Origin of the sequence: Luteimonas suaedae, assembly GCF_008312895.1 — a bacterium.
Classification (GTDB): Bacteria; Pseudomonadota; Gammaproteobacteria; order Xanthomonadales; family Xanthomonadaceae; genus Luteimonas; species Luteimonas suaedae.
Genome location: NZ_VSSP01000001.1, coordinates 684,103 through 707,967, shown reverse-complemented (window position 1 = coordinate 707,967; position 23,865 = coordinate 684,103). Strand labels below are relative to the sequence as shown.

Sequence of the window (23,865 nt, the reverse complement as noted above, 5' to 3'; positions counted from 1 at the left end):
TCGGGGTGCGCTATCCTGCGGCCATGAGCTCCGGCCAGCCTCCGCGTATCGCCTTTCTCGCCAGCGCCACGGACGATGCGCGCGCGGCGCTCGAGTCGCTGGTCGCCGAGCACGGACAGCACGAACCGGAGGAGGCCGACGTGCTGTGCGCGCTCGGCGGCGACGGCTTCATGCTGCAGACGCTGCACCGGCATGGGGCGCTCGGCAAGCCGGTCTACGGCATGAAGCTCGGCAGCGTCGGCTTCCTGATGAACCACTATCGCCAGGACGCGCTGCTGGAGCGGCTGCAGGCGGTCGAGCCGGCGGTGCTGCGGCCGCTGGAGATGGTTGCGCAGACCGAATCCGGCACGAGTGTCGGCTCGCTGGCCTACAACGAGGTCTCGCTGCTGCGGCAGACACGCCAGGCCGCCCATCTGAGCATCGACCTCAACGGCAAGCGGCGCCTGGAAGAGTTGATCTGCGACGGCGTGCTGGTCGCGACCCCCGCCGGCAGCACGGCCTACAATTTCTCCGCGCACGGCCCGATCATGCCGCTGGGTGCCAGCGTGATCGCGCTCACGCCGATCGCCGCATTCCGGCCGCGACGCTGGCGCGGGGCCCTGCTCAAGGCGCAGACGGAGGTACGCTTCCGCGTGCTCGATCCCTACAAGCGTCCGGTCAGCGCCACCGCCGACTCGCACGAGGTGCGCGACGTGATCGAGGTGACCATCCGCGAATCGCAAGACCGGATCGTGACCCTGCTGTTCGACCCCGAGCACAATCTCGAGGAACGCATCCTCAGCGAGCAGTTCGTGGTCTGAGGCGCGCCTAAAGCCGGGGTCAGAGTCTGGGATTCCCCCTGTTTCCTGCGATCAATTCAACGGCTTGGCTGCTTTCCCCCTTCTAAAAAGGGGGGCTGGGGGGATTTGCTGGGCGCCCGGCTAAGTCAAGGCCAAAGCAAATCCCCCTCAATCCCCCTTTTTCAAAGGGGGAAGGCAAGCGTCAGGAAGTATGGGGGAAATCTCAGATTCGCCCCCGGTTTTTTTACGGCTTGCCGTCGCCGGCGGCTTCCGCCAGCGGACGCACCTGGGTGACGAGCGCCATCAGGGTCCGGCCCGGCTCCTCCAGCGGGGCGAAATGCGCCGAGTGCTCGAACCAGACGGCCTGCTTGGCGGGCGCCTCGACCCGTTCCAGCCAGTCCGCCGCTGCCCGCGAGGGGGTGCTGTAGTCGTGGCGTCCCATGAACATCAGCACCGGCGCTTCGACCTTGCGCACCTCGCGGAAGTCGATGTCGTTCCACTGTCCCAGGATCCGGTCGAGCGTCAACGCGCTCCCCAGGCCGATGGCCTTGCGGTCGGCCTCGCTGTAGTCGGGCGACAGCCGTTGCGATGCGAAATAGTAGTCGGAGTTGTCGCGATAGGCGCTGTGCCCGCCGTAGTGGATCACCCACTTGCGTTGCCGGTCGATGCGGCCGCCGCGCACGTCTCCGCCGGGGTAGGGCGCCAGCGCTTCGAGTTCGGCGATCGCCTCGCGGTTGCCGTCTTCCGTCGCCTGCGCGAGCGCGTACGCGTAGCCCATGCGTTCGCCCAGCTCGGACTGGATGATCTGGCCGAGCCCGACATAGGCATGCAGCCATTCCGGCTTCTCCACCAGCGTGCGCATGCCGACGATCGTGCCCCAGCTGTGGCCGAGGAGGAAGATCTTGCGTTTGCCGTAGGTCTCGCGCAGGTGGGCGATCAGCTCGATGGTATCGGCGACGTAGCGGTCGATCAGGATCGTCGGCGCGACAGCGTCCGGATCGTTCGCCCGGTAGGTTTTTCCGGCGGCGCGTTGGTCCCACTGGACGACGGTGAAGTAGTCCTCCCACGGGCGCTGGAACGTCCAGGCGGCGGGCATCATCGGCGCCGCGGGGCCGCCGTGCAGGTACAGCAGGATCGGATTGTCGCGATCGGCGCCGCGGACCGAGATCCACTGGTCGATGCCGCCGAGGGAGACCCGGTACATTTCCTGTACGCCGTTGGGCGTGACGATGCGCTGCACGTCGCCGATGATCCGCTTCGCCTCGGCGTAGGGCGATTCGGTGTCGGTTGCGGTCTCCGGCCCGGCGACGGCGGCGGGGGCCGCGGCGATGCCTGCGGCCATGCACGTCGTCATGAGGAAGTTGCGCAATGTGCGGGCCATGGGGACTCCAGTCGTGAGCGGGGCCTGGTTCGATTCGAGTGTCGCAATCCGCGGTCTGCGGGTGCAGTGTCGATCGTCACGGGCATGGGCTCACAATGGGCGTCATGCCGCTCGCCTGCCTGTGTCTCCATCGCGCATACTCGTGTCATGTCCGCAGATAACCCGCCGCCGCTGATCGTCGCGATCTCCTCACGGGCGCTGTTCGACCTGGAGGACAGCCACGCGCTGTTCGAGCGCGACGGCATCGAGGCGTATGCCGAACACCAGCGCAGGTACGAGGACGAGATCCTGGAGCCAGGCATTGCCTTTCCGCTGGTGCGCAAGCTGCTGGCCCTGAACGAGGGCGCGGCGCCGGATGCGCCGCGGGTCGAGGTGATCCTGCTGTCGCGCAATTCCGCCGATACCGGCCTGCGCATCTTCAATTCGATCCAGCATCACGGCTTGCCGATCTCGCGCGCGACCTTCACCTCGGGCGAGCCGACCTGGCCGTACATCCGTCCGTTCGGTGCGCAATTGTTCCTGTCGGCCAATCCGGAGTCGGTGCGGCGGGCACTGGCCAACGACGTCGCCGCGGCGACGATCCTGCCAGCGAAGGCGCCGCAGCATCGCCACGACCAGTTGCGCATCGCGTTCGACGGCGACGCGGTGATCTTCGGCGACGAGGGCGAGCGGGTCTCGCGGGAAGGCGGGATCGAGGCGTTCCACCGGCACGAGCGCGAGCGTGCGCGCGAGGCGCTGTCGGGCGGTCCGTTCCGCGCGTTCCTGTCGGCCCTGCACGACCTGCAGGCGGCGTATCCGCCGGGGGAGCACTCGCCGATCCGCACCGCGCTGGTCACCGCGCGCTCGGCCCCGGCGCACGAGCGGGTGATCCGCACGTTGCGCGAGTGGGGCGTGCGCCTGGACGAGGCGCTGTTCCTCGGCGGCCGCGCCAAGGGCCCGTTTCTGGAAGCGTTCGGCGCCGACATCTTCTTCGACGATTCGCAGCACAACATCGACTCGGCGCGCCTGCACGTGGCCACCGGCCATGTGCCGCACGGCGTGTCGAACCCGTAGCCGGCGCTGGCCGGACCTCGCCGGGAGGCCTCCAACGGACTTCCTGTGGGAGCGACGGGGGTCGCGACAGCGCGACGCCTGATCGCATCGCGACTCCCGTCGCTCCCACAGGGCTACGGCACCAGACGCCTGCCACCTACAACGGCAGGCGGATGTCGGACAGACGCCAGCGCAGGCCGTCGCGGGTGAGCACGAACACCACCGGGCGGCCGGTGTCGTCATGGACGGTCGCGGTGAAGCGAGACAGTGATTCGTAGCGGTGTTCGGCGCCTTGCAGCGGCTTCGACGCCGGTTCGCCGGCGGATTGTGGCAGCGCACGGACGTCGACACGCCGCCAGACACGGCGGCCCTCCATCATCGCCGCCAGCCCCACCGGGGTCACCATGGCATCGACCGCGCCGCCGGCCACGCCGCTGGCGATCCGGAGGCCGATCTGGCCGAGGGCGCTGCTCTGTGCGTCGGCGCCGGCGCTGCGCACCAGGTAATCGTCGAGCTGCAGCTTGAGGCTGCTGCGCAGCGCCGGAAAATCGACCTGCCGCGCGAGCGCCCGGGTGTCGTCCTCCTGTACCGCCTGCTGGATGGCGCGGATGGTCAGGTACGGACCCGCGGCAACGTAGGCGCCGAGCGCCAGCAGCAGCGCCGCGGCGAGCCAGATCCACTTCTTCATGCGTCGTTCCTTTCGGGCCGGGTTCGTCCAGTGTGCCGCGCGTTGCTGAATCGCTGCAAAGCCGGTTCGCGATGTTCGGTTGAAAACACTGGAAGAGCGCCTTCTGCTGTCCGCGCGGGGCGTGAGCCGCGCCGCGGGGATTGCTCCGCCCTTCGGTCCGGCCATTCATGGCCGTACTCAGGGCCGCTGCACATCCATGTGCAGCTCTCCGTAACCCCCGCGGCACGTCTCCCGCTCCAGCCCTCGCCAGCTTCGGTGGGAGGCTTCCGAGCATCCGAAAACGAATTGCCGGTGCGGCGTCCGGGCCGGGGTATGCGGAAAGCAGGCCATGGATGGCCTGCGGCGGCGAGTCCGCCATGGATGGCGGACCGAGCCGGGGAGCATGCCCCGGCCCGGACGCCGCTCGTTCCGAAGTCGAAGATCTCTTCCGGGTCCATCATGACAACGAGGGTCTGTCTGGACGCGACGGCTGCCTGGGCACGGCTAGCTATTCACTTGATGCCGCCCGTGACGATGGGGGCTCGCCTCGTCGCCGCGGAAAGAATCTACCTGGCGCGACTCAGAACTCCAGGTCCAGCGCCGCGCACAGGTAGTCCATGAACGGTGCGGTGGCGCGCAGGTCGCGTGCCAGCACCTGCCGCAGGCGCGGGCCGGTCATGGTGGCGTCGTCGATGCTGCGCAGGGCGATGAAGTTGCGCCGGCGCAGATCCTCGATGAACTCGAAGTCGGCGGGAAAGCCACGCGGCGGCCGCACCAGCATCTCCTGGCTGCCGAGCCGGTAGCGGCGGCGGAAGGCCGGTGCGTGCGCGGCGGTCTTCCAGCCGGCGGGATTGTCGACCACGAACTGGCGGATGCGGCGCAGCACTGGCGACTCCGGATGCCAGATGCCGGCGGCGACGAAGCAGTCACCTGGTTCGAGGTGCAGATACCAGGACGGCGCCGCGGTCTCGCGGCTGCGCTCGTGGAACAGGCGCGCGCCCTGCCAGGTCTTGTACGGCGACTTGTCGTTGGCGAAGCGGGTGTCGCGGTGGATCCGGAACAGCGAGCCGCCGACCGGCTTCGGGTCGGCGCGGTAGTGCGGACTGACCGGCAGGACATCGGGATGCAGGTCGGCCAGCAGGCGCCGGAACGGATCGCGCACGTGCGCTTCGTAGTCCGCCTTGTGGGCGTGGAACCAGGCGCGTTCGTTGTGGCGGGCGAGGGCGCGCAGGAAGCGGAAGGAGCGATCGCTGAAGTAGGTCGTCATGCGTGGGGTGCGGTGGCGGCGGGGACGAAGCTTGGGTTCATATGGCCGGCTCCCGGCTCCGAAAGATCGGTTTGCATCGGAGTCGCGGAATTTGCGTGGGGCGGCCTTGCGGGTGGGTTTCGAGTCGCTCCCCGATACTCGCTTGGTCGAAACCCGCCTGCAAGGCCGTTGGCGACCGCGTCGGCGCTCAAAGGGAAAGCAGGCGCAATGGCCTCAGCCCAGTTCCGCCTCGCGCTCGCGGCCCCAGGCCTCCAGCCGGTCGAGCAACGCGAGCTTGGCGCCGTCGTCGGCATGGGCGAGCCGGAGCGCGGCGAGCTCGGCGAAGAAGCCGGGCAGCGACAGTTCCGACAGTTCGCTGCCCTCGGCCAGACGTAGGCGACGGTAGTCGTCCCAGCGCTGCCGCTCGGCGGCGTCCAGCGTGTGCGGCCAGTTGCGGGCGCGGTAGCGGAACAGCAGTTCCGGCAGGCGCGGGTCCTGGAAGCCGAACGCGCGCGTGCCCAGCGCTTCCGGCGGCGTCGCGCGCACCTCGGGAAAGCGGCGGCGGTCGGCGTCGGCGACGAAGCCGTCGTAGAGCGCGGCATCGGCGTCCGATGGCGCCCGCGCGGCCTCCGTCGCGTAAACGCGGCGCACCTTCTCGGCCAGCGCCGGGCCGGCCTCGCGCAGGCGCGCGGCGCGGGCCGAGACCGCGGCGGAGTCGATGCCGAGGCGGTCGATGTCGGCATGGGTGAGGTGGTGCCAGGCGACCAGCGCCGGGCAGCGGTTGAGATGTACTTCCTTCAGCGGGATGCGGCTCTCGCCGGGCGGCAGGTCGGCCGTCGGGGTATAGAGGCGGTCGGCGATCGCCTCCGGTTCCAGCGCCAGCAGCGCGTCGGGATCGCTGTCCAGGTCGAACACGATCACGCGGCTGTCGATGCGCGGGTGCACGGCCAGCGGCAGCACCGGCGCGGCGCACATGCGCGTGGCCGGGTAGCGCTGCGAGACGTGCAGCACCGGCTGCATCGCGACGATGTCGAGCAAGCCGGCGGCGTGGCGCTTGTCGCGCAAGCGCAGGGCGTAGTCCCACAGCCGCGGGTGCGCCGCGCGCAGGCGGCGCGCCATGCCGATCAGCGCGCGCACGTCCGACAGCGCCTCGTGCGCGTCGCCGGTGCGCACGCCGTTGGCCGCGGCCAGATGCTCGAGCCGGAACGAGCAGGCGCCGTCGTCGCGCTTCGGCCAGACGATCCCCTGCGGCCGCAGCGCATACGCCAGCCGCAGCACGTCGAGCAGGTCCCAGCGCGAGTTGCCGCTGCGCCACTCGCGCTCGTAGGGATCGTAGAAGTTGCGGAACAGGCCGTGGCGCACGAACTCGTCGTCGAAGCGCAGCGAGTTGTAGCCCACGCTGCAGGTGCGTGGCTGCGACATCGCCTCGAAGATGCGGGCGAACGCATCGGCCTCGCCGACGCCGTCGCGCAGCGCGTCCTGCGGTGCGATGCCGGTGACCAGACTGGCGGCGGGCGTGGGCAGCAGGTCGTCGGCAGGCCGCACCATGAAGTCGACCGGGGCGTCGATCTCGTTCAGCGCCTCGTCGGTGCGGATCGCCGCGAATTGCGCGATGCGGGTTCTGCGCGGATCGCTGCCGAAGGTTTCGAGATCGTAGAAGAGGAAGCTGGCAGACATAAGGAGTGGTGCTATTGGCGAGTCATTTTCGCAAGCCGTGGCGACGGCATCGTTCCCCGCTCGGGCAGAGGGGTCGTGGGGGCGCGGTTCACGGAGACGCGCCCTCCTGCAGCGGCGGAAGCTGGCGTCGCACGTCGGCGTCGAGCGCGGCCCGATCGACATCGGCGGAATCTTGAACGCCGCGCGTGGCGCGCGCGAGGATGTCGCGCTGGAGATTGCTGCGCTCGAGCGCGACGGCGTAGGGAATGCGCATGAAGCTGACCATGGCGTAGTGCGGTACGAAACGGTCGGGGTGGCGCTGCTGCAGTTCCAGTTCCAGCTGCCGCTGCAGCAGATAGTCGGCGTCGTCGACGCGGTCGCGCATCTCGCGGTAGTTTTCCACCGCCATGTGCTGGATCGCCGCGGCGTTCGGCCGCCGCTCGGCCGCGAACGCGGCGAAGGCCTCCGCCAACGAAGCCTCCGCCTCCAGCCGGTCGGCGAGGGCGACGCAGTCCTCGAAAGCGCAGTTCATGCCCTGGCCGTGGAACGGCACCATCGCATGCGCGGCATCGCCGATCAGCACCGCACGGCCGTCCAGGTGCCAGCGGTCCAGGTACAGCGTGGCCAGCGTGCCGGCGGGGTTTCGGGCCCAGTCGGCCTCGAGGTCCGGAATCAGTGGCAGTGCGTCGGTGAAATCGCGGGCGAACAGCGCGTGCGCTTCGGCCGGGGTACGCACGGTATCGAATCCCGGGTTGCCGTGGTTGGGCATGAACAGGGTGACGGTGAACGTACGCTCGTCATTGGGCAGGGCGATGCACATGTAGTCGCCGCGTGGCCAGATGTGCAGGGCGTTGGGTTCGATGCGGAAGCCGCCGTCGGGCGCGGGCGGGATCTCCAACTCCTTGTATGAATGGTCCAGGCTCTCGACGCGCTCGCCCAGGTCGGTCTCGCGCTGCATTGCCGCGCGCAACGCCGAGCCGGCACCGTCGGCGCCGACCAGCGCCCGGAACGCCACTTCGCATGCGGAATCGTCGCGGTCGTCGACGAAGCGGGCGCTGCGGGCGTCGAAATCGACGCTGTCGAGCCGGCGGTCGAAATGCACCGCCGCGCCGGCGCGCTCGGCCAGGTCGAGCAGGGTGATGTTGAGATCGCCGCGGTGCACCGACCAGATCACCTCGGAGTCGTCGCGGCCGTAGCGCTGCAGCTGCTGGCTGCCGTCGGCGAAATGCACCATGCGTCCGCGCATCATCACCGCGTGCGCCATCACCGCGGCCTCGGCGCCGGCCTGCTGCAGGGCGTGACGGCCGCGCTCGGCCAGGGCCAGGTTGATCGAGCGGCCGCCGGCGTAGCCTCGCACCCGCGGATCACCGCGTTTTTCATACACGTCGACACGCCAGCCCTTGCGCGCCAGCAGGATCGCGAGCAGGGCGCCGGCCAGGCCGGCGCCGACGATGGCGATGTGATGGCGCTTCGGCGTCATCGTGCCTCCATTGCGAAAGCTTCCAGCCACGGATTAGCGCGGATGAACGCGGATGAAAATGAATCGAGCAGGCACGGACCACTTTGCACCTTATCCGCGTTCATCCGCGTCGATCCGCGGCTGAAAATGCGGTTACCCGCCACGCCATGCCTCCACCGCGCGCGCGAAGCGCAACACGTCGGCGTGGGTGTTGTACAGCGGGGCAGGCGAGATGCGGATCACGTCCGGTTCGCGCCAGTCGCCGAGCACGCCGCGCGACGCCAGGAATTCGAACAGGGCCCGGCCGCGTTCGCGCCCGCCGGCCACGCGTAGCGACAGCTGACAGCCGCGCCGCTGTGGCGCATCCGGGGTGACGATCTGCAGCGTGTCGAACAGCGATTCGCGGATCAGCGCCTCCAGATACCCGGTGAGGCGCTCGGAGCGCGTGCGCAACGCGTCCATGCCGGCGCGCGTGAACAGTTCCAGCGAGGCGCGCAGCGGCGCCAGTCCCAGGATCGGCGGATTGCTCAGCTGCCAGCCGTCGGCGCCGGGCGTGGGCACGAACTCGGGCCCCATGCGGAAACGGCTTTCGCGCTCGTGCCCCCACCAGCCGGCGAAGCGCGGCCGGTCGGTGCGCGCGTGGCGCGCGTGCACGAAGCAGCCGGCGACCGCGCCGGGGCCGGCGTTCATGTACTTGTAGTGGCACCAGACCGCGAAATCGGCGCCGCTGTCGTGCAGCCGCAGCGGCAGGTTGCCGACCGCATGGGCCAGGTCGAAGCCGACCACGGCGCCGGCTGCGTGCGCGAGGCGGGCGATTTCCGCCAGGTCGAAGGCCTGGCCGCTGCGGTACTGCACGCCCGGCCACAGCACCAGCGCCAGGCGCGGGCCGTGCTCGGCAATTGCGCGTTCGATCGCCTGCATCGAGATCGTACCGTCGGCCTCGTCCGCCTGCAGCTCGATCAGGTCGGTCGCCGGGTCGAAACCGTGGAAGCGGACCTGCGACTCCAGCGCATAGCGGTCGGAGGGAAATGCGCCGGCCTCCATCAGGATCGCCGGCCGCGCGCGGGTCGGGCGATAGAAGCTGACCAGCATCAGGTGCAGGTTGGCGGTGAGCGAGTTCATCGCCACCACCTCCGCCGGCTGCGCGCCGACCACGTCGGCCAGCGGCTCGCGCACCAGTTCATGGTAGGGCATCCATTGCGCCTGGCCGGTGAAGTGTCCCTCCACCGCCTCCATCGCCCACTTGTCGAGCACCTCCTCGACATGGGCCCGCGCGCCTTTCGGCTGCAGCCCCAACGAGTTGCCGCAGAAGTAGGCCTGGTCCTCGCCGTCGTGCTTCGGGATCAGGAACTCGTTCCGCATTCCGGCCAGCGGGTCGCCGGCGTCCTGCCGTCGCGCGTAGTCTTCGGAAAAGAGATCGGTCATGCCTGCCTACTATTTGCCGCGGATTTGCGCGGATGAACGCGGACAGCGCCGTCGCGTGTGCCTGCTGCTGCTTGCCCGGTTGTCACGGATTCCACCGGTCCGCGTCTGCCACCCTTGGCCCTTATACGTGTTGCTCCGCGCAAATCCGTGGCCAATCATCTGAAACGAGCCATCGGCAGGTCCAGCCATTCCAGCGCCGTGCCGTGATAGAGCCGCGCCTGTTCGATCTCCGCCAGATCCAGCTCGGCGATGCCGGCGCCCGGGGTCTGCTCGCCGAGCGGGAACGGATAGTCGGTGCCGAGCATCACCCGCTCGACGCCGCATGTGTCGAGCAGGTAGCGCAGCGCGCGCGGATCGGCGACCCAGGAGTCGAAGTACAGCCGCTGCAGGTAGCCGCGCGGATTGTTCGGGTTGTCGGTGGCCACCAGATCCGGGCGCATGTTGTAGCCGTGCTCGATGCGGCCGATGGTGTACGGGAAACTGCCGCCGCCATGCGCCATGCACACCTTCAGCTTCGGCAGCCGCTCGAGTACACCGCCGAAGACCAGGCAGCAGGCCGCGCGTGACTGCTCGGCCGGCATCCCGACCAGCCACGGCAGCCAATACTTGGGCATGCTGTCGGTCCCCATCATGTCCCAGGGGTGCACCAGGATCGCGGCGCCGAGATCGGCGGCGGCCTCGAAGAACGGGAACAGTTCCGGCGCGTCCAGATTCCATGCGCCGATATGCGAGCCGATCTGCACGCCCTGCAGGCCCAGCTGGTCCATGCAGCGCTCGAGTTCCTGGATCGCCAGACGCGGCGACTGCAGCGGCACCGTGCCGATGCCGGCGTAATGCCGCGGATGCGCCGCCACGGTCGCCGCCATGTCGTCGTTGAGCGCCTGGTGCAGTTCCAGCGCCTGGTGCGGTTTCGCCCAGTAGCTGAACATCACCGGCACGGTGCTGATCACCTGCACCTGCACCCCGAAGCGGGCGTAATCGTCGATCCGCTCCTGTGCGTCCCAGGTCTTGGACCAGATCTCGCGGAAGAAGCGTCCGTCCTTGTAGATGCGATGGCGGCCGTCGGCGGTGTGGTGGATGACCGGAAAGCGCGCGTCGTCGTACTTGGCGGCCAGGTCGGGCCAGCTGCGCGGCAGGTAATGGGCGTGGATGTCGATCTTCAGCACGACGGCATTCTACCGCGCCAGGCAGCCAGTTCCGTTGCGGTGAGGAATGGGCAGTCGCCACGGCTGGTGCCAATGAATCGCCCGCGCCTCAGGCTATTGTAAGGACCTGTTCCAGCATGGTGCCCTGGCTGCCTGTTCGCACCGCCCATGGCGACGGACCGAATCTCCTAGCAACAGAAATGGCTGTCTGGCGCGGTGCGCTCCTAACAGATCGGGCGGATTATCGCGCTCGCTCTTCGTACTTCCCCGGCGCCGGATTCAGGTGCCCGCAGCTGTCGCAGGTCCGGCGTTCTTTCGACGCGTAGAAGCGCTCGAACACCGGCGGGAAGTCCTTTTCGATGTCCCCGAGCTGGAAATATTCCTCGTACAGCTTGTGGTTGCAGCGCTCGCAGTACCACAGCAGCCCGTCCTTCTCGTGCGGCAGGCGCTTGCGCTCGATCACCAGCCCGATCGAGTCCGGGCCGCGCTGCGGCGAATGCGGGATCCGCGGCGGCAGCAGGAAGGTCTCGCCGGCACGGATCGGGATGTCGCGCGGGCGGCCTTCGTCCTGCACGCGCAGGGTCATCTCGCCCTCGAGCTGGTAGAACCATTCCGGGCCCTCGTCCCAGTGGTAATCGGTGCGCTGGTTGGGGCCGCCGACCACCATCACGATGAAGTCGCCGTCGTAGATGCATTTGTTGCCGACCGGCGGCTTCAGCAGATGGCGGTTCTCTTCGATCCAGGCCTGGAAGTTCAGCGGTTCGGGCAGCATGCGCACTCTCCTTCGGGCGTCAGGAGCGGCCGGGCAGCGCCGCGACGCATTTCAACTCTATCGCGATCGGCGTGGGCAGGGCGTCGATGCCGAGCGTGGTGCGGCAGGGCGCGGTGCCGGCATCGGGAAAGTACTCGGCCCAGACCGCGTTGTAGGCGGCGAAGTCACGCGCCATGTCGGTGAGGTAGACGGTCACGTCCACCAGGTCCTGCCAGCGCGCGCCGCTGGCCTCGAGCACCGCGCGGACGTTGGCGAACACGGCGCGGGTCTGGGCGGCGATGTCGTAGCCACGCAGGCGGCCGTCGGCGTCGACCTCGTTGCCGGGGATCGCGTTGGTGGCCGGGTCGCGCGGGCCGATGCCCGACAGGAACAGCAGCCCGCCGACCCGGCGCGCGTGCGGATAGGTGCCGACCGGCGGCGGCGCGGTGTCGGTGCGGACGATATCGCTCATCGATTCCTATCCGTCGCGCGGGGTGGTGGTGGGCATGCCGGCGATGGCGGCGGTATAGGCCGTTTCGATCTCGTCGGGGCCGGAAATGTCGATCGCCAGGGGCCGCACCCGGCCGTCGGCGAGGCTGTAGACCCAGCCGTGCACGTCGACGGCCTGGCCACGCGTCCAGGCGTCCCGGACCACCGTGCTGCGGCAGACATTGACGACCTGCTCGACCACGTTGAGCTCGCACAGCCGCGCGTGCCGCAGTTCCTCGGTCGGCACCTTCGCCAGCAGCCCGGCGTGCTTCTGGGCGACATCGCCGACGTGGCGCAGCCAGTTGTCGGCGATGCCGACGCGGGTGCCGGTGAGGCTGGCATGCACGCCGCTGCAGCCGTAGTGGCCGACCACCAGGATGTGCTCGACCTTCAGCAGGTCGACCGCGAACTGGATCGCGCTGAGCGCGTTGAGGTCGGTGTGCACCACCAGGTTGGCGACGTTGCGGTGCACGAAGACCTCGCCCGGATCCAGGCCGAGGATCTGGTTGGCCGGCACCCGCGAGTCGGAGCAGCCGATCCACAGGTATTTCGGTGCCTGCTGCTGCGACAGGCGGTCGAAGAAGCCGGGATCCTCGCGACGGACGCGCTCGGCCCATTCGTGGTTGCGGTGCAGGAGATCGTCGAGTTCGGTCATCGGTTCAGGTGGGTCATGAGGAAAGTTGAATGCCGACGTTCTTCGGCTCGGTGAAGAAGCGCATCGCTTCCAGGCCGCCTTCGCGGCCCATGCCGGACTGGCCCATGCCACCGAACGGCGTGCGCAGGTCGCGCATCAGCCAGGTGTTGATCCAGACGATGCCGGCGCGCAGCGCGGCGGCGAGGCGGTGTGCGCGGTCGAGATCGCGGGTCCAGAGCGAGGCCGCCAGGCCGTAGTCGCCGGCGTTCGCCAGCGCCAATGCCTGGGCGTCGTCGTCGAACGGCTGCAGGGTGGCGACCGGGCCGAAGATCTCCTCGCGATTGGTGGCGCAGTCGGGTCCGAGGCCCTCGAGTACGGTGGGCGCCACGAACCATCCGGGCCGCTGCAGCGCCTCGCCGCCGCACAGCACGGTGGCGCCTTCGTCGCGCGCGCGCGCGATCGCCGCCAGCACCTTGTCGAAGTGCGCCTGCGACACCAGCGGGCCGAGCCGCGCATCCGAATCCATCGGATCGCCGATGCGCAGCGCCAGCGCCGCCTCGACGAAGGCTTCGCGGAAGGCGTTGTAGATGCGCCGCTCGACCAATATCCGCGAGCCGCACAGGCAGATCTGTCCGGAGTTCTGGAACGCCGAGCGGACCAGCGTGTCCAGGTGCGCCTGCCAGTCGCTGTCGGCGAACACCAGGGTCGGATTCTTGCCGCCAAGCTCGAGCGAGAGTTTCTTCAGCAGCGGCCCGGCAATGCCGGCGATGCGGCGGCCGACCGCGGTGCTGCCGGTGAACGAGATCGCGCGGATGCCAGGATGGGCGACGATGGCCTCACCGACCTCCGCCCCGCGGCCGTGCACGATGTTGAGCGCGCCGGCGGGAAAGCCGATCTCGGCCGCCAATTCGCCCAGCAGCGTGGCGGTCGCCGGGGTGACTTCGGATGGTTTGGCCACCACGGTGTTGCCGGCGGCCAGCGCCGGCGCGATCTTCCAGGTGAACAGGTACAGCGGCAGGTTCCAGGGCGAAATCGTGCCGACCACGCCCAGCGGCGTGCGCAGGGTGTAGTTGAGCCCGGCCTGGCCATGGTGCGATTCGCTGGAGAACTGGGTGGCGGCGTGGGCGAAGAAGCGCAGGTTGGCGACCGCGCGCGGAATCTCGACATCGCGTGCGAGCGCGAACGGCTTGCCGCCATCGCGCGCCTCGGCATGGGCGAAGTCGTCGGTGCGGGCCTCGAGCGCGTCGGCCAGGCGTTCCAGCCAGCGCGCACGCCGGTCGTTGGGCTGCGCCGCCCAGTCGGGGAACGCTCCGGCGGCGGCAGTGACGGCGGCATCGACGTCGGCGGCGTCGCCGTCGGCGACTTCGGCATAGACCCGGCCGAGCGCGGGATCGTGCACCGGCAGCCAGCGATCGCCGCCGGTCCCGTGCATCTGACCATCGATGAAGTGTCCGAACTGCCGCATCGCGCCATCTTACCGTGGCCGAGACCCGGATCTCGGCCCGACCGCGCGCCGGCACGGCGCACGGCTCGGCCCGATGATTCAGACCGGACGCCTACCTTCGTAGGAGCGCGCCATGCGCGCGATGCCGTGGGCACCGCAGGATCCGGCGGATGCCGCGATTCCGGGCCGGCAGGTGCGCCGGTCACCTGAATTTGCGGGCGGCCAAACGCCCGCGGCATCGCGCGCATGGCGCGCTCCTACCGCTGGCAACGCGGGCAGAAGTACAGCCGCCGCCCGCCGGACTCACTGCGGCGGATGGGCGTGCCGCAGTGCTCGCACGGAAGCCCTTCACGGTCGAACACGTGGAAGCGGAACGCATCGGGCGTATCGGTCAGGTAGTCGGCGCGCATGCCCGCGGCCGCTTCGATGCCGCGTGCGCGGTAGCTGCGCGCCGGCACCGCCAGCAGTGCACGCGCCAGTCGTCGCCGTTCGCCGACATCGAGGTCGGCCGGCCTGCGCGCGGCATCGATACCGGCCTCGAACAGCACTTCCGAGCGCAAATAATTGCCCATGCCGGCCAGGAACCGCTGATCGAGCAGCAGCGCCGCCAGCCGGCGGCCGGCGAAGCGCCGGTCCTGCAGGCGGCTTTCCACCGCGTCTGCATCGAGCTTCGGGTCGAGCACGTCCGGGCCGAGCCGGGTCAGGAACGGATGCTCTGTGAGCGCATCGGTCCGCCACATCGCCACGTCGGATGCCGAGTACAGCAGGATCGCGCGTTCCGCCGTCTCCAGCGCCACCCGCAGCGAGCGAGCGGTGTCCGGGCGCTCCCCGGCCGCGACCACGCGCCACACGCCGTACAGCTGGTTGTGCGAGTACAGCGTCCAGCCATGGTCGAAACGGACCAGCAGCGCCTTGCCGCGCGCGCTGATCGCCTCGATCGTGCGGCCGCGCAGCGTGCGCTCGTGCCGCTTGAGCGCCGGAAACACGAACCAGGCCGAGGCCAGCGCGCGTCCCGCCACCGCCTCGGCGAGGCGGTCGGCGGTGCGGCGGATTTCAGGGCCTTCAGGCATGGAGAGCCGGGAATGGGGAATGGGGAATCGGGAATGGAAAGCCGGGACGGCGAGTGCTCTGGCAGGTGCTCGTAATGCTTTTCAATGCCCGATGGCGCAAGTCATTCCGCCACATTCGCTGCGAGCTGTTGCCTTTTCGATTCCCCATTCCCGATTCCCTATTCCCGGCCCTTCAAATCGACTGCATCCGCCCGCCGTCGACCGCCAGGCTGACGCCGTTGACGTAGGCGGCCGCGGGCGAGCAGAGGAAGGCGATCACGCCGCCGGTTTCCTCGGGGCGGGCGAAGCGCCCGGCGGGCACAGTGGTGCGCATCGCCGCGCGCACGGCTTCCTCGTCGCGGCCCTCCTTGCCGGCGCGGTCGCGCACGATCTGCTCGATGCGGCCGGTCTCGGTGAAGCCGGGCAGCACGTTGTTGACGGTGATGCCCTCGTCCGCCAGTTCGCGCGACAGGGTCTTGGCCCAGCTCGCCACCGCGCCGCGCACGGTGTTGGACACGCCGAGTCCGGGGATCGGTTCGCGCACCGAGGTCGAGATCACGTTGACGATGCGGCCCCAGCGCGCCGCGCGCATGCCCGGCAGCAGCGCCTGCACCAGGGTCTGGTTGGCGACCAGGTGGCGGCGGAAGGCATCGAGGTAGGCCTCGGCATCGGCGGCATGCGCCGGGCCGCCGGCCGGACCGCCGCTGTTGTTGATCAGGATCTGTACCGGCCGTTCGACGGCGAGCGCCTCGGCCCGTTCCCGCAGCGCCTGCGTCTGCGACACGTCCGCCGCGATCCAGTCGTGGCGCTGGGCATCCTTGCGGGGCAGGGCGGCGGCTACCGCCTGCAGCGCCTCGGCGCGCCTGGACAGCACGGTGACGTCGGCGCCGAGCAGGGCGAGCTCGTGCGCGGCGGCGCGGCCGATGCCTTCGGAGGCGCCGCAGACGAGGGCGTGCTTGCCGCTGAGGTCGAGATCCATGGGCCGGCTCCGTAGGGGGTGGGTCAGGATGCGTTGGCGCGCATCAGCGCGGCGACCTGCTGCGCACCGTGCTCGTCGCGCGCCTCGAGCGCCGCCGCGACGGCGTTGCGGTTCTCCGCAGGATGATTCTGGCTGAGCTTGAACTTCAGTTCGACCCGCTCGGGAATGAAGCGGAAACCGACGATGCCGCGCAGCTGGCTGCGAAAGCGCGGTTCCTTCGGATCGAAGCGCCAGTCGCCGCCGGTCCGCGCCTCGTGGTGGTCGCTGAGGCGCAGGACCAAGTCGGCCAGCGCATCGCCGTCGTCGTAGCGCTCAAGGTTGCCGTAAAGATGGGCGGTCGCGTAGTTCCAGGTCGGCACCCGCGCCGCGGGCTCCTTGTCCGGATACCAGCCCGCGGATACGTACGCATGCGGCCCGTGCACGATCAACAGCGCGTGCGCGCCATGGCCGGCCTGCGGGTTGGGCCGGGCCCAATGTCCCTCGATCAGGATGTCGTCGCCGTTGCGCCGATACAGCACCGGCAGCTGCGAGGCGAACGGCGCGCCCTGCGCATCGCTGGTGACCAGGGTGACGAAGGGATGCTCGGCAACCAGCCAGTCCAGCCGCGTGAGGTCGGTTTCGGCGAAGGCGCGCGGCGTGTACATGCCTCAGGCGTGGCCGCCGAGCTTGCGCACCATCTGTGCACGCAGCGCCTCGTCGGAATCCGCGTGCGGCGGCGGCAGTTCGTCCAGCGAGAATCCGCGTGCCAGTGCGTCGTCCTCGTCGAGTCCATCGAAGCCGACGAACTCGGCATCGAGCAGGGCGGCGCGGGCGCTGTCCTCGGTGTCGTAGGCGAGGGTGTTGCCGTCGCTGTCGAACACCTCGGCGGTGCCGCCGGCGCATACGCGCAGGCGCGCCCAGATCACGGTGCGGCCGAGCGTGGCCAGCCACCATTCCTCGTAGGCCATGGGCGATGCCGGGTCGCGGGTCCCGTTCATGCCAGCGACCACAGCCACAGCAGCGCGGCCATGCCGAGCCCTGTCAGCACCGTCATCAGCGCGATCCGCGCCGGCGTCGCCAGCCCGGTGAACTGACGGTCGTGCGATTCGCGATAGCCGCCGGAGAGCAGCCAGCCCAGGGCGGAGGGTTTGAGAAATGCTCCTTCGCCCAGCCGCGCGCGCAGCTGCGGATCGCGCTCGCGCAGGTGCACCAGCGACAGCGGCCAGAAGATCACGAAGGCGCAGGCGCCGCCGATGGCGATGCCGACGAAGCACAGGGCGAGGAAGAGCGTCATGGGAAAGCGAGGAGTGAGTGGAGAGGAGTGAGAAACGAGTGAGAAGCATTGAGTCGCGAGTCGCGCGGCCGCCGCCGGCGGCCTTCGCTCTTCTCTCGTTTCTCACTCCTGTTCACTCGTTTCTCGCCTCTAGAATTCCGCATGGCCCGGCGCCCGCGGATACGGAATGGCGTCGCGAATATTGGACAGCCCGCACACGTACACCACCAGGCGCTCGAAGCCGAGCCCGAAGCCGGCGTGCGGCACCGTACCGTAGCGGCGGAAGTCGCGGTACCAGCCGTAGTGCTCGGGATCGAGCCCGAATTGCGCCATGCGCGTATCGAGCACCTCCAGCCTCTCCTCGCGCTGGGCGCCGCCGATGATCTCGCCGATGCCCGGCGCCAGCACGTCCATCGCGGCGACGGTGCGGCCGTCGTCGTTCAGGCGCATGTAGAAGGCCTTGATGTGCTCGGGGTAGTCGGTGACCACCACCGGGCGGCCGACGTGCTGCTCAGTCAGCCAGCGCTCGTGCTCGGTCTGCAGGTCCAGGCCCCATTCGACCGGGAACTCGAACTTGTGCCCGGACCTGCGCAGCAGATCGACCGCGTCGCCGTAGTCGATGCGCTCGAACGGCGCGTTGACGAACGCCTCCAGCCGGGTGATCGCATCCTTCTGCACGCGCTCGGCGATGAACGCCATGTCGTCGCCGCGCTCGTCGAGCACCGCGCGGAACAGGTACTTGAGGAAGTCCTCGGCGACGCGCGCGTTCTCGGCCAGGTCGGCGAAGGCGATCTCCGGCTCCACCATCCAGAACTCGGCCAGGTGGCGGGTGGTGTTGCTGTTCTCGGCGCGGAAGGTCGGGCCGAAGGTGTAGACCTTGCTCAGCGCCAGGCAGTAGCCCTCGACGTTGAGCTGGCCGGACACCGTGAGGAAGGCCTCGCGGCCGAAGAAGTCGCGGGAGAAGTCGACCGCGCCGTCCTCGCCGCGCGGCAGGTTGGCCAGGTCCAGCGTCGAGACGCGGAACATCTGGCCGGCGCCCTCGGCGTCGGAGGTGGTGATGATCGGGGTGCCGATCCAGTAGTAGCCCTGCGTGTGGAAATAGCGGTGCACCGCCTGCGCCAGGCAATGGCGGATGCGGGTGACCGCGCCGAACAGGTTGGTGCGCGGGCGCAGGTGCGCGACCTCGCGCAGGAACTCCAGCGAATGCGCCTTGGGCTGGATCGGGTAGGTCTCGGGATCGTCGACCCAGCCCACCACCTCGACCGCCTCGGCCTGGATCTCGAAGCTCTGGCCCTTGCCTTGCGAGCGCACCAGGGTGCCGCGGGCGATCACCGCGCAGCCGGCGGTCAGGCGCCGGATCTCGGACTCGTAATTGGGCAGCGTTTCCGGCGCGACGATCTGGATCGGCGCGAAGCAGGAGCCGTCGCTGACGTTGACGAAGCTCAGCCCCGCCTTGGAGTCGCGCCGGGTGCGGACCCAGCCGCGGACCGTTACCTCGCCGCCCTCGGGGATCTTGCCCGCGAGCGCCTGTGCCACGCTGACCGTCGTCATGCCTTGAATTCCGGGTTCGATGAACAGATCTGTGAGCCGTGCAGTCTACCGAAGTCACGGCTGACTGACTGCGGTACACAGCGTTCACGCGCCGTGACCGTGCGCCGGCACTCGACGGAGTAGAATCGACACATGGCCATCCATCTCGCCCCCGCTGCACTGGAACGCGTGAAGAGCTTCCTCGCCGCCTCGCCCCAGGCCCTGGGCCTGCGCTTCGGCGTCGAGCGCACCGGCTGCTCCGGCTGGGGCTACGTGGTCGACCTGGCGCACGAGGAACGCCCCGGCGACCGGGTCAACGAACAGGACGGCGTGCGTATCTACGTCGACGCCGACAGCCTGCCCCTGGTCGACGGCACCGAGATCGATTTCGCCCGCCAGGGCCTGAACCAACAGTTCCAGTTCCGCAATCCGAACATGGCCGCCGAGTGCGGCTGCGGCGAGAGCTTCACCACCGCCGCCGACCGCGCTGCCTGAGAGACGGCCCGCCGGCCGCCCGGCCGCTTGCCCGCAAGTCATTGATCCGCCATAATATGCGGCTCGCTGCGGTGCGCCGTAGCGAGCCCTTGCTCCACCGCGCCCGGTTCCGGTCGTCGGGGAGCTGTCCGATCCGGCCGGGCGATGCCCGGCGATCGATAACCGAAAGGAAAACCAAATGCGTCATTACGAAATCGTGTTCGTGGTCCATCCGGACCAGAGCGAGCAGGTGTCGGCGATGATCGAGCGCTATACCGCGCTGGTCGAAGGCGGCAACGGCAAGATCCACCGCCTCGAAGACTGGGGCCGCCGCCAGCTCGCCTATCCGATCAACAACCTGGTCAAGGCCCACTACGTGATGCTCAACATCGAGGCCAGCCAGGCCGTGCTCGATGAGCTCGTCGGCACCTTCCGCTTCAACGACGCCATCCTGCGCCACCTGGTGATCCGTCGCGACGAGCCGATCACCGAGCAGTCGCTGATCATGAAGAACAAGGACGAGAAGAGCGACAAGCCGGAGCGTGGCGAGCGCGGGGAGCGCGGCGAACGCCGCCGCCGCGACGACGACGAGGCCGGCAGCGACAAAGACAAGCCCGACCAGGCCGAGAAGGCCGACGACACCGCCGAAGCCGCCTGAGGATCGCCCCCATGTCCAAGTTTTTCCGTCGCCGCAAGTTCTGCAAGTTCACCGCCGAGGGCGTCAAGGAGATCGACTACAAGGATCTCAACACCCTGCGCCAGAACCTGACCGAGAACGGCAAGATCGTTCCCAGCCGGATCACCGGCACCAAGTCGCGCTACCAGCGCCAGCTGGCCACCGCGGTCAAGCGCGCGCGCTTCCTGGCCCTGATCCCGTATACCGACAACCACAACGTCTAAAGGGCAGAAACGAGTGGGCGGCGGCAATGCCGCCGCAGGAGTGAGAAATGAGAGAAGAGCGCTTTCACTCGTTTCTCACTCCTCTTCACTCGTTTCTCGCTTTCCCCCGTCCGTTCGGACAGCTGAAAGTTGCGGCGCCTGGGCGCGCCGCTAACGAACAAGGAGCACACCCATGGAACTGATCCTGCTGCAGAAGGTCACCAATCTCGGCAATCTTGGCGACAAGGTCACCGTGAAGCCGGGCTACGGCCGCAACTACCTCGTGCCGCAGGGCAAGGCGGTGCGGGCGACCGACGCCAACCTGGCCGAGTTCGAGGCCAAGCGCGCCGAGTACGAAGCCAAGGCCAAGGTCGCCCATGACGAGGCCAGCGGCCGCCTGGCCAAGCTGGAAGGCGCCAGCATCGCGGTCAAGGTCAACGCCTCGAGCGAGGGCAAGCTGTACGGCTCGGTCGGTCCGCGCGACATCGCCGAGGCGCTGACGGCGCAGACCGGCGTCGAGGTCGGCAAGTCGGAAGTGGTGATGGGCGAGGGCCCGTTCCGCCACGTCGGCGAGTACGAGGTCGTCGTGCATCTGTACGCCGACGTCGAGACCACGGTCAAGGTCGCGATCGAGCCGGAAGCCGTGGTCGTCTGACCTTCCAGACCATCGATCCCGGGTCAATCCCGGCGATCGATCCGAGAAGGGGCGCCGCGAGGCGCCTCTTTTCGTTGGCGTCGATGTTGCGTCGCAGCGTATGCGACCGGTTGCGGGGAAAGTTATGCACAGCATTTCCCAAGACTTGTCTGCAACCTCCGCGGTGCGAGCGCGCGTACGATGGCCGACCCCATCCGACAATCGAACCGGACGCTGATCGCGTTCGGCGCCTACGCAAGCCAGGAGCCGCAGCCCGTCATGTCCGCACGTCCCCGCTTCGGCCCCGAACAGCGCGGTAGCGACAGCCGTATCGAGCAATTGCGCGTGCCGCCGCAGTCGGTGGAGGCCGAACAGGCGGTGCTCGGCGGGCTGATGCTGTCGCCCGACGCCTACGACCGCATCGCGGACATGCTGGTCGACAACGATTTCTACCGTCGCGACCATCAGCTGATCTACCGCGCGATCCGCGAACTGGCGGAAAAGAACAAGCCCTACGATGCGGTGACCCTGGGCGAGTGGTTCGAGTCGCAAGGCTTCGCCGGGGAGGTCGCCGGCGGCGCCTACCTGGTCGAACTGGCCAGCACCACGGCCTCGGCGGCCAACATCAAGGCCTATGCCGAGATCGTGCGCGACAAGGCGGTGCTGCGGCAGCTGATCGACGTCGGCACCGACATCGTCAACGACGGGTTCCAGCCCGAGGGCCGCGATAGCCAGGAGCTGCTCGCCAGCGCCGAGCAGGCGGTGTTCGCCATCGCCGAGGCCGGGGCGCGCGGGCGCAGTGACTTCACCCCGGTCAACAGGGCGATGGCCGAGGCATTCGACGTCCTGCAGACGCGCTATGCCAACGGCGGCGGCATCACCGGGCTGCCGACCGGCTACGAGGAGTTCGACCAGATGACCGCCGGCCTGCAGCCGAGCGATCTGCTGATCCTGGCCGCGCGTCCGTCGATGGGCAAGACCGCGTTCGCGGTCAACATCGCCGAATACGCCGCGCTCAAGACCAAGAAGGCGGTGGCGATATTCTCGATGGAAATGTCGGCCAGCCAGCTGGCGCTGCGCCTGATCTCCTCGGTCGGCCGCATCAACGCCACCCGCTTGCGCACCGGCCAGCTCGAGGACGAGGACTGGAGCCGTGTGACCAGCGCGATCCGGTTGCTCAAGGACACCCGCATCTTCATCGACGACACGCCGGCGCTGTCGCCGGAGATACTGCGCGCCAAGGCGCGCCGGCTCAAGCGCGAGCACGATCTCGGCCTGATCGTGGTCGACTACCTGCAGCTGATGGCGGTGCCCGGCAACAGCGAGAACCGCGCCACCGAGATCTCCGAGATCTCGCGCGGGCTCAAGGGACTGGCCAAGGAACTCAACGTGCCGGTGGTCGCGCTGTCGCAGCTCAACCGCTCGCTGGAGTCGCGCACCGACAAGCGCCCGCTGATGTCCGACCTGCGCGAGTCCGGCGCCATCGAGCAGGACGCCGACGTGATCGTCTTCATCTACCGCGACGAGTACTACAACAAGGAGAACTCGCCCGACAAGGGACTGGCCGAGATCATCATCGGCAAGCAGCGTAACGGCCCGACCGGCTCGTTCAAGCTCAAGTTCTTCGGCGAGTACACCCGCTTCGACAACCTGGCGCACGACTCGGTCGGCAGCTTCGAGTGATCCGCGGCCAAGAAGGCTTTCCCACGACCACCGCCGCAGCGTCGCAGGAACGCCACGGTCCGGTCTTCCGCCCCCTACAATCCCGCGCATGGCCCGAGCCACGACCGCCACCCTCCACCTCGACGCGTTGCGCCACAACCTCGGCGTGATCCGACAACGTGCGCCGCACAGCCGGGTGATGGCGGTGGTCAAGGCCGACGGCTACGGCCATGGGCTGGAGCGGGTGGCGCGCACGTTGCGTGATGCCGACGCGTTCGGCGTGGCCGCCCTGTCCGACGTCGAGCGGATCCGGGCGCTCGGCCTGTCGCAGCCGGTGCTGCTGCTGTCCGGATTCGATGCGCCGGAGGATCTGGCGCGACTGCGGTGGCTGCGGGCCGAGGCGGTGATCCACCACGTCGACCAGATCGAGATGCTCGCGCAGGCGGAGCCCGGCCCGCCGATCCGCTGCTGGCTCAAGGTCGACACCGGCATGCACCGGCTCGGCTTCGCACCGGAATCGGTGCGCGCGGCGCATGCGCGCCTGTGCGAATTGCCCAACGTGGCCGAGGACATCGTGCTGATGAGCCACTTCGCCAGCTCCGACGAATTTGCCGACGGTGGCGCGCGCGGCGTGCAGACCCGGGCGCAGCTGCGCGTTTTCGCCGAGGCGACCGCAGGACTGCCCGGGCCACGTTCGCTGGCCAATTCCGCCGGCGTGCTCGGATGGCCGGAAGCGCACGGCGACTGGGTGCGGCCGGGCGGGGCGCTGTACGGCATCTCGGTGGTGGCCGGCCGCCCGGGCAGCGAGTTCGGGCTGCGGCCGGCGATGACCCTGTCGGCGCGGTTGATCGCGGTCAATCGCATCGCCCGCGGCGAACGCATCGGCTACGGTGCCAGTTGGGAGTGCCCGGAGGACATGCCGGTCGGCGTGGCGGCGGTCGGCTACGGAGACGGCTATCCGCGCCACGTGCCGTCGGGAACCCCGGTCCTGGTCAACGGCCGTCCGGCACGGACCGTGGGCCGGGTATCGATGGATCTGATGACGCTCGACCTGCGCGGCCAGCCCGATGCGCGTGCGGGCGATCCGGTCGTGCTCTGGGGCCCGGGCCTGCCGGTTGAAACGGTGGCCGAGGCGGCCGGCACGATCGGTTACGAGCCGGTGTGCTCGATCACCCGCCGCGTGCGTTTCGTCGAGGATTGACCACGCTCGCGCCGGCGCGCCCGGATGCGGCGATGTCCACGGCCGTGGCGTCGATTGACGCTCTTCGCGGCCGCGTGCTTCACTCGCCGCCAGTCCG

The 23,865-nt window shown here is 69.0% G+C and carries 25 protein-coding genes; 8 read left to right on the top strand and 17 right to left on the bottom strand.

Annotated elements, in window-relative coordinates; all coding sequences use genetic code 11:
• The first annotated feature begins 23 nt into the window (after nt 1-23).
• A complete protein-coding gene (locus FXO19_RS03090) occupies nt 24-800 on the top strand; it encodes an NAD kinase (RefSeq protein WP_149193571.1) in 777 nt (258 codons plus the stop codon).
• Nucleotides 801-1,023: 223 nt separating this feature from the next.
• On the opposite strand, the gene FXO19_RS03085 is transcribed toward FXO19_RS03090, so the two are convergent.
• Nucleotides 1,024-2,160: an alpha/beta fold hydrolase gene (locus tag FXO19_RS03085; RefSeq protein ID WP_149193570.1), complete on the bottom strand. Its 1,137-nt coding sequence runs from the start codon at nt 2,158-2,160 to the stop codon at nt 1,024-1,026.
• A gap of 147 nt (nt 2,161-2,307) precedes the next feature.
• On the opposite strand from FXO19_RS03085, the gene FXO19_RS03080 reads away from it, so the two are divergent.
• The gene (locus tag FXO19_RS03080; RefSeq protein WP_149193569.1) at nt 2,308-3,213 is read left to right on the top strand and encodes a 5'-nucleotidase; all 906 of its coding nucleotides are present in this window, start codon (nt 2,308-2,310) and stop codon (nt 3,211-3,213) included.
• Between the two features lie 136 nt (nt 3,214-3,349).
• Here FXO19_RS03080 and FXO19_RS03075 read toward each other — a convergent pair whose 3' ends face one another.
• The 16 genes from FXO19_RS03075 to asnS all read right to left on the bottom strand — a co-directional run bounded on the left by FXO19_RS03075 (nt 3,350) and on the right by asnS (nt 18,939).
• Nucleotides 3,350-3,880: a DUF2939 domain-containing protein gene (locus tag FXO19_RS03075; RefSeq protein WP_149193568.1), complete on the bottom strand. Its 531-nt coding sequence runs from the start codon at nt 3,878-3,880 to the stop codon at nt 3,350-3,352.
• A 559-nt stretch (nt 3,881-4,439) separates the two neighbouring features.
• Nucleotides 4,440-5,126, bottom strand: a complete 687-nt coding sequence (locus FXO19_RS03070; RefSeq protein WP_149193567.1) for a DUF2461 domain-containing protein — start codon at nt 5,124-5,126, stop codon at nt 4,440-4,442.
• Between the two features lie 213 nt (nt 5,127-5,339).
• Entirely contained in the window at nt 5,340-6,782 is a 1,443-nt protein-coding gene (sbcB, locus tag FXO19_RS03065) for an exodeoxyribonuclease I (RefSeq protein ID WP_149193566.1), read from the bottom strand.
• An 88-nt stretch (nt 6,783-6,870) separates the two neighbouring features.
• On the bottom strand, nt 6,871-8,241 hold the full coding sequence (locus tag FXO19_RS03060) for an FAD-dependent oxidoreductase (RefSeq protein ID WP_149193565.1): 1,371 nt from the start codon (nt 8,239-8,241) through the stop codon (nt 6,871-6,873).
• Between the two features lie 132 nt (nt 8,242-8,373).
• A complete protein-coding gene (gene kynU, locus FXO19_RS03055; RefSeq protein WP_149193564.1) occupies nt 8,374-9,645 on the bottom strand; it encodes a kynureninase in 1,272 nt (423 codons plus the stop codon).
• A 155-nt stretch (nt 9,646-9,800) separates the two neighbouring features.
• Nucleotides 9,801-10,811 (bottom strand): amidohydrolase family protein, encoded by a 1,011-nt coding sequence (locus FXO19_RS03050; protein WP_149193563.1) that lies wholly within the window; start codon nt 10,809-10,811, stop codon nt 9,801-9,803.
• Between the two features lie 220 nt (nt 10,812-11,031).
• Nucleotides 11,032-11,562, bottom strand: a complete 531-nt coding sequence (locus FXO19_RS03045; protein WP_149193562.1) for a 3-hydroxyanthranilate 3,4-dioxygenase — start codon at nt 11,560-11,562, stop codon at nt 11,032-11,034.
• 19 nt (nt 11,563-11,581) lie between these two features.
• Nucleotides 11,582-12,013: a RidA family protein gene (locus FXO19_RS03040; protein WP_149193561.1), complete on the bottom strand. Its 432-nt coding sequence runs from the start codon at nt 12,011-12,013 to the stop codon at nt 11,582-11,584.
• 6 nt (nt 12,014-12,019) lie between these two features.
• A complete protein-coding gene (can, locus tag FXO19_RS03035) occupies nt 12,020-12,685 on the bottom strand; it encodes a carbonate dehydratase (RefSeq protein WP_149193560.1) in 666 nt (221 codons plus the stop codon).
• A gap of 13 nt (nt 12,686-12,698) precedes the next feature.
• Complete coding sequence (locus FXO19_RS03030; RefSeq protein ID WP_255516265.1) at nt 12,699-14,096, bottom strand: aldehyde dehydrogenase; 1,398 nt, start codon at nt 14,094-14,096, stop codon at nt 12,699-12,701.
• Between the two features lie 269 nt (nt 14,097-14,365).
• Entirely contained in the window at nt 14,366-15,178 is an 813-nt protein-coding gene (nei, locus tag FXO19_RS03025) for an endonuclease VIII (RefSeq protein WP_149193558.1), read from the bottom strand.
• 172 nt (nt 15,179-15,350) lie between these two features.
• Nucleotides 15,351-16,136, bottom strand: a complete 786-nt coding sequence (locus FXO19_RS03020; RefSeq protein ID WP_149193557.1) for an SDR family oxidoreductase — start codon at nt 16,134-16,136, stop codon at nt 15,351-15,353.
• Nucleotides 16,137-16,159: 23 nt separating this feature from the next.
• Nucleotides 16,160-16,780, bottom strand: a complete 621-nt coding sequence (locus FXO19_RS03015; protein ID WP_149193556.1) for an FMN-binding negative transcriptional regulator — start codon at nt 16,778-16,780, stop codon at nt 16,160-16,162.
• Between the two features lie 3 nt (nt 16,781-16,783).
• A complete protein-coding gene (locus tag FXO19_RS03010) occupies nt 16,784-17,113 on the bottom strand; it encodes a hypothetical protein (RefSeq protein WP_255516264.1) in 330 nt (109 codons plus the stop codon).
• Nucleotides 17,110-17,409, bottom strand: a complete 300-nt coding sequence (locus FXO19_RS03005; protein WP_149193555.1) for a hypothetical protein — start codon at nt 17,407-17,409, stop codon at nt 17,110-17,112. Before FXO19_RS03005 ends, FXO19_RS03010 begins: the two co-directional genes overlap by 4 nt.
• A 129-nt stretch (nt 17,410-17,538) precedes the next feature.
• A complete protein-coding gene (gene asnS, locus FXO19_RS03000) occupies nt 17,539-18,939 on the bottom strand; it encodes an asparagine--tRNA ligase (protein WP_149193554.1) in 1,401 nt (466 codons plus the stop codon).
• 132 nt (nt 18,940-19,071) lie between these two features.
• On the opposite strand from asnS, the gene FXO19_RS02995 reads away from it, so the two are divergent.
• From FXO19_RS02995 to alr, 6 genes are all read left to right on the top strand, one after another.
• Entirely contained in the window at nt 19,072-19,413 is a 342-nt protein-coding gene (locus FXO19_RS02995) for a HesB/IscA family protein (RefSeq protein WP_149193553.1), read from the top strand.
• 178 nt (nt 19,414-19,591) lie between these two features.
• A complete protein-coding gene (gene rpsF / locus FXO19_RS02990) occupies nt 19,592-20,050 on the top strand; it encodes a 30S ribosomal protein S6 (RefSeq protein WP_149193552.1) in 459 nt (152 codons plus the stop codon).
• Nucleotides 20,051-20,061: 11 nt separating this feature from the next.
• Complete coding sequence (rpsR, locus tag FXO19_RS02985; RefSeq protein WP_096208774.1) at nt 20,062-20,292, top strand: 30S ribosomal protein S18; 231 nt, start codon at nt 20,062-20,064, stop codon at nt 20,290-20,292.
• A 172-nt stretch (nt 20,293-20,464) separates the two neighbouring features.
• A complete protein-coding gene (gene rplI, locus FXO19_RS02980; RefSeq protein WP_149193551.1) occupies nt 20,465-20,926 on the top strand; it encodes a 50S ribosomal protein L9 in 462 nt (153 codons plus the stop codon).
• 258 nt (nt 20,927-21,184) lie between these two features.
• The gene (locus FXO19_RS02975) at nt 21,185-22,588 is read left to right on the top strand and encodes a replicative DNA helicase (RefSeq protein ID WP_149193550.1); all 1,404 of its coding nucleotides are present in this window, start codon (nt 21,185-21,187) and stop codon (nt 22,586-22,588) included.
• Nucleotides 22,589-22,676: 88 nt separating this feature from the next.
• Nucleotides 22,677-23,768, top strand: coding sequence for an alanine racemase (alr, locus tag FXO19_RS02970; protein WP_149193549.1), 1,092 nt, complete (start codon nt 22,677-22,679; stop codon nt 23,766-23,768).
• Nucleotides 23,769-23,865 lie beyond the last annotated feature (97 nt).

Bases quoted from the DNA above. Each gene is read 5' to 3' on its own strand.
- FXO19_RS03090 (WP_149193571.1), top strand. From the start codon at position 24: ATGAGCTCCGGCCAGCCTCCGCGTATCGCCTTTCTCGCCAGCGCCACG.
- FXO19_RS03085 (WP_149193570.1), bottom strand. From the start codon at position 2,160: ATGGCCCGCACATTGCGCAACTTCCTCATGACGACGTGCATGGCCGCA.
- FXO19_RS03080 (WP_149193569.1), top strand. From the start codon at position 2,308: ATGTCCGCAGATAACCCGCCGCCGCTGATCGTCGCGATCTCCTCACGG.
- FXO19_RS03075 (WP_149193568.1), bottom strand. From the start codon at position 3,880: ATGAAGAAGTGGATCTGGCTCGCCGCGGCGCTGCTGCTGGCGCTCGGC.
- FXO19_RS03070 (WP_149193567.1), bottom strand. From the start codon at position 5,126: ATGACGACCTACTTCAGCGATCGCTCCTTCCGCTTCCTGCGCGCCCTC.
- sbcB (WP_149193566.1), bottom strand. From the start codon at position 6,782: ATGTCTGCCAGCTTCCTCTTCTACGATCTCGAAACCTTCGGCAGCGAT.
- FXO19_RS03060 (WP_149193565.1), bottom strand. From the start codon at position 8,241: ATGACGCCGAAGCGCCATCACATCGCCATCGTCGGCGCCGGCCTGGCC.
- kynU (WP_149193564.1), bottom strand. From the start codon at position 9,645: ATGACCGATCTCTTTTCCGAAGACTACGCGCGACGGCAGGACGCCGGC.
- FXO19_RS03045 (WP_149193562.1), bottom strand. From the start codon at position 11,562: ATGCTGCCCGAACCGCTGAACTTCCAGGCCTGGATCGAAGAGAACCGC.
- FXO19_RS03040 (WP_149193561.1), bottom strand. From the start codon at position 12,013: ATGAGCGATATCGTCCGCACCGACACCGCGCCGCCGCCGGTCGGCACC.
- can (WP_149193560.1), bottom strand. From the start codon at position 12,685: ATGACCGAACTCGACGATCTCCTGCACCGCAACCACGAATGGGCCGAG.
- FXO19_RS03030 (WP_255516265.1), bottom strand. From the start codon at position 14,096: ATGCACGGGACCGGCGGCGATCGCTGGCTGCCGGTGCACGATCCCGCG.
- nei (WP_149193558.1), bottom strand. From the start codon at position 15,178: ATGCCTGAAGGCCCTGAAATCCGCCGCACCGCCGACCGCCTCGCCGAG.
- FXO19_RS03020 (WP_149193557.1), bottom strand. From the start codon at position 16,136: ATGGATCTCGACCTCAGCGGCAAGCACGCCCTCGTCTGCGGCGCCTCC.
- FXO19_RS03015 (WP_149193556.1), bottom strand. From the start codon at position 16,780: ATGTACACGCCGCGCGCCTTCGCCGAAACCGACCTCACGCGGCTGGAC.
- FXO19_RS03010 (WP_255516264.1), bottom strand. From the start codon at position 17,113: ATGAACGGGACCCGCGACCCGGCATCGCCCATGGCCTACGAGGAATGG.
- FXO19_RS03005 (WP_149193555.1), bottom strand. From the start codon at position 17,409: ATGACGCTCTTCCTCGCCCTGTGCTTCGTCGGCATCGCCATCGGCGGC.
- asnS (WP_149193554.1), bottom strand. From the start codon at position 18,939: ATGACGACGGTCAGCGTGGCACAGGCGCTCGCGGGCAAGATCCCCGAG.
- FXO19_RS02995 (WP_149193553.1), top strand. From the start codon at position 19,072: ATGGCCATCCATCTCGCCCCCGCTGCACTGGAACGCGTGAAGAGCTTC.
- rpsF (WP_149193552.1), top strand. From the start codon at position 19,592: ATGCGTCATTACGAAATCGTGTTCGTGGTCCATCCGGACCAGAGCGAG.
- rpsR (WP_096208774.1), top strand. From the start codon at position 20,062: ATGTCCAAGTTTTTCCGTCGCCGCAAGTTCTGCAAGTTCACCGCCGAG.
- rplI (WP_149193551.1), top strand. From the start codon at position 20,465: ATGGAACTGATCCTGCTGCAGAAGGTCACCAATCTCGGCAATCTTGGC.
- FXO19_RS02975 (WP_149193550.1), top strand. From the start codon at position 21,185: ATGTCCGCACGTCCCCGCTTCGGCCCCGAACAGCGCGGTAGCGACAGC.
- alr (WP_149193549.1), top strand. From the start codon at position 22,677: ATGGCCCGAGCCACGACCGCCACCCTCCACCTCGACGCGTTGCGCCAC.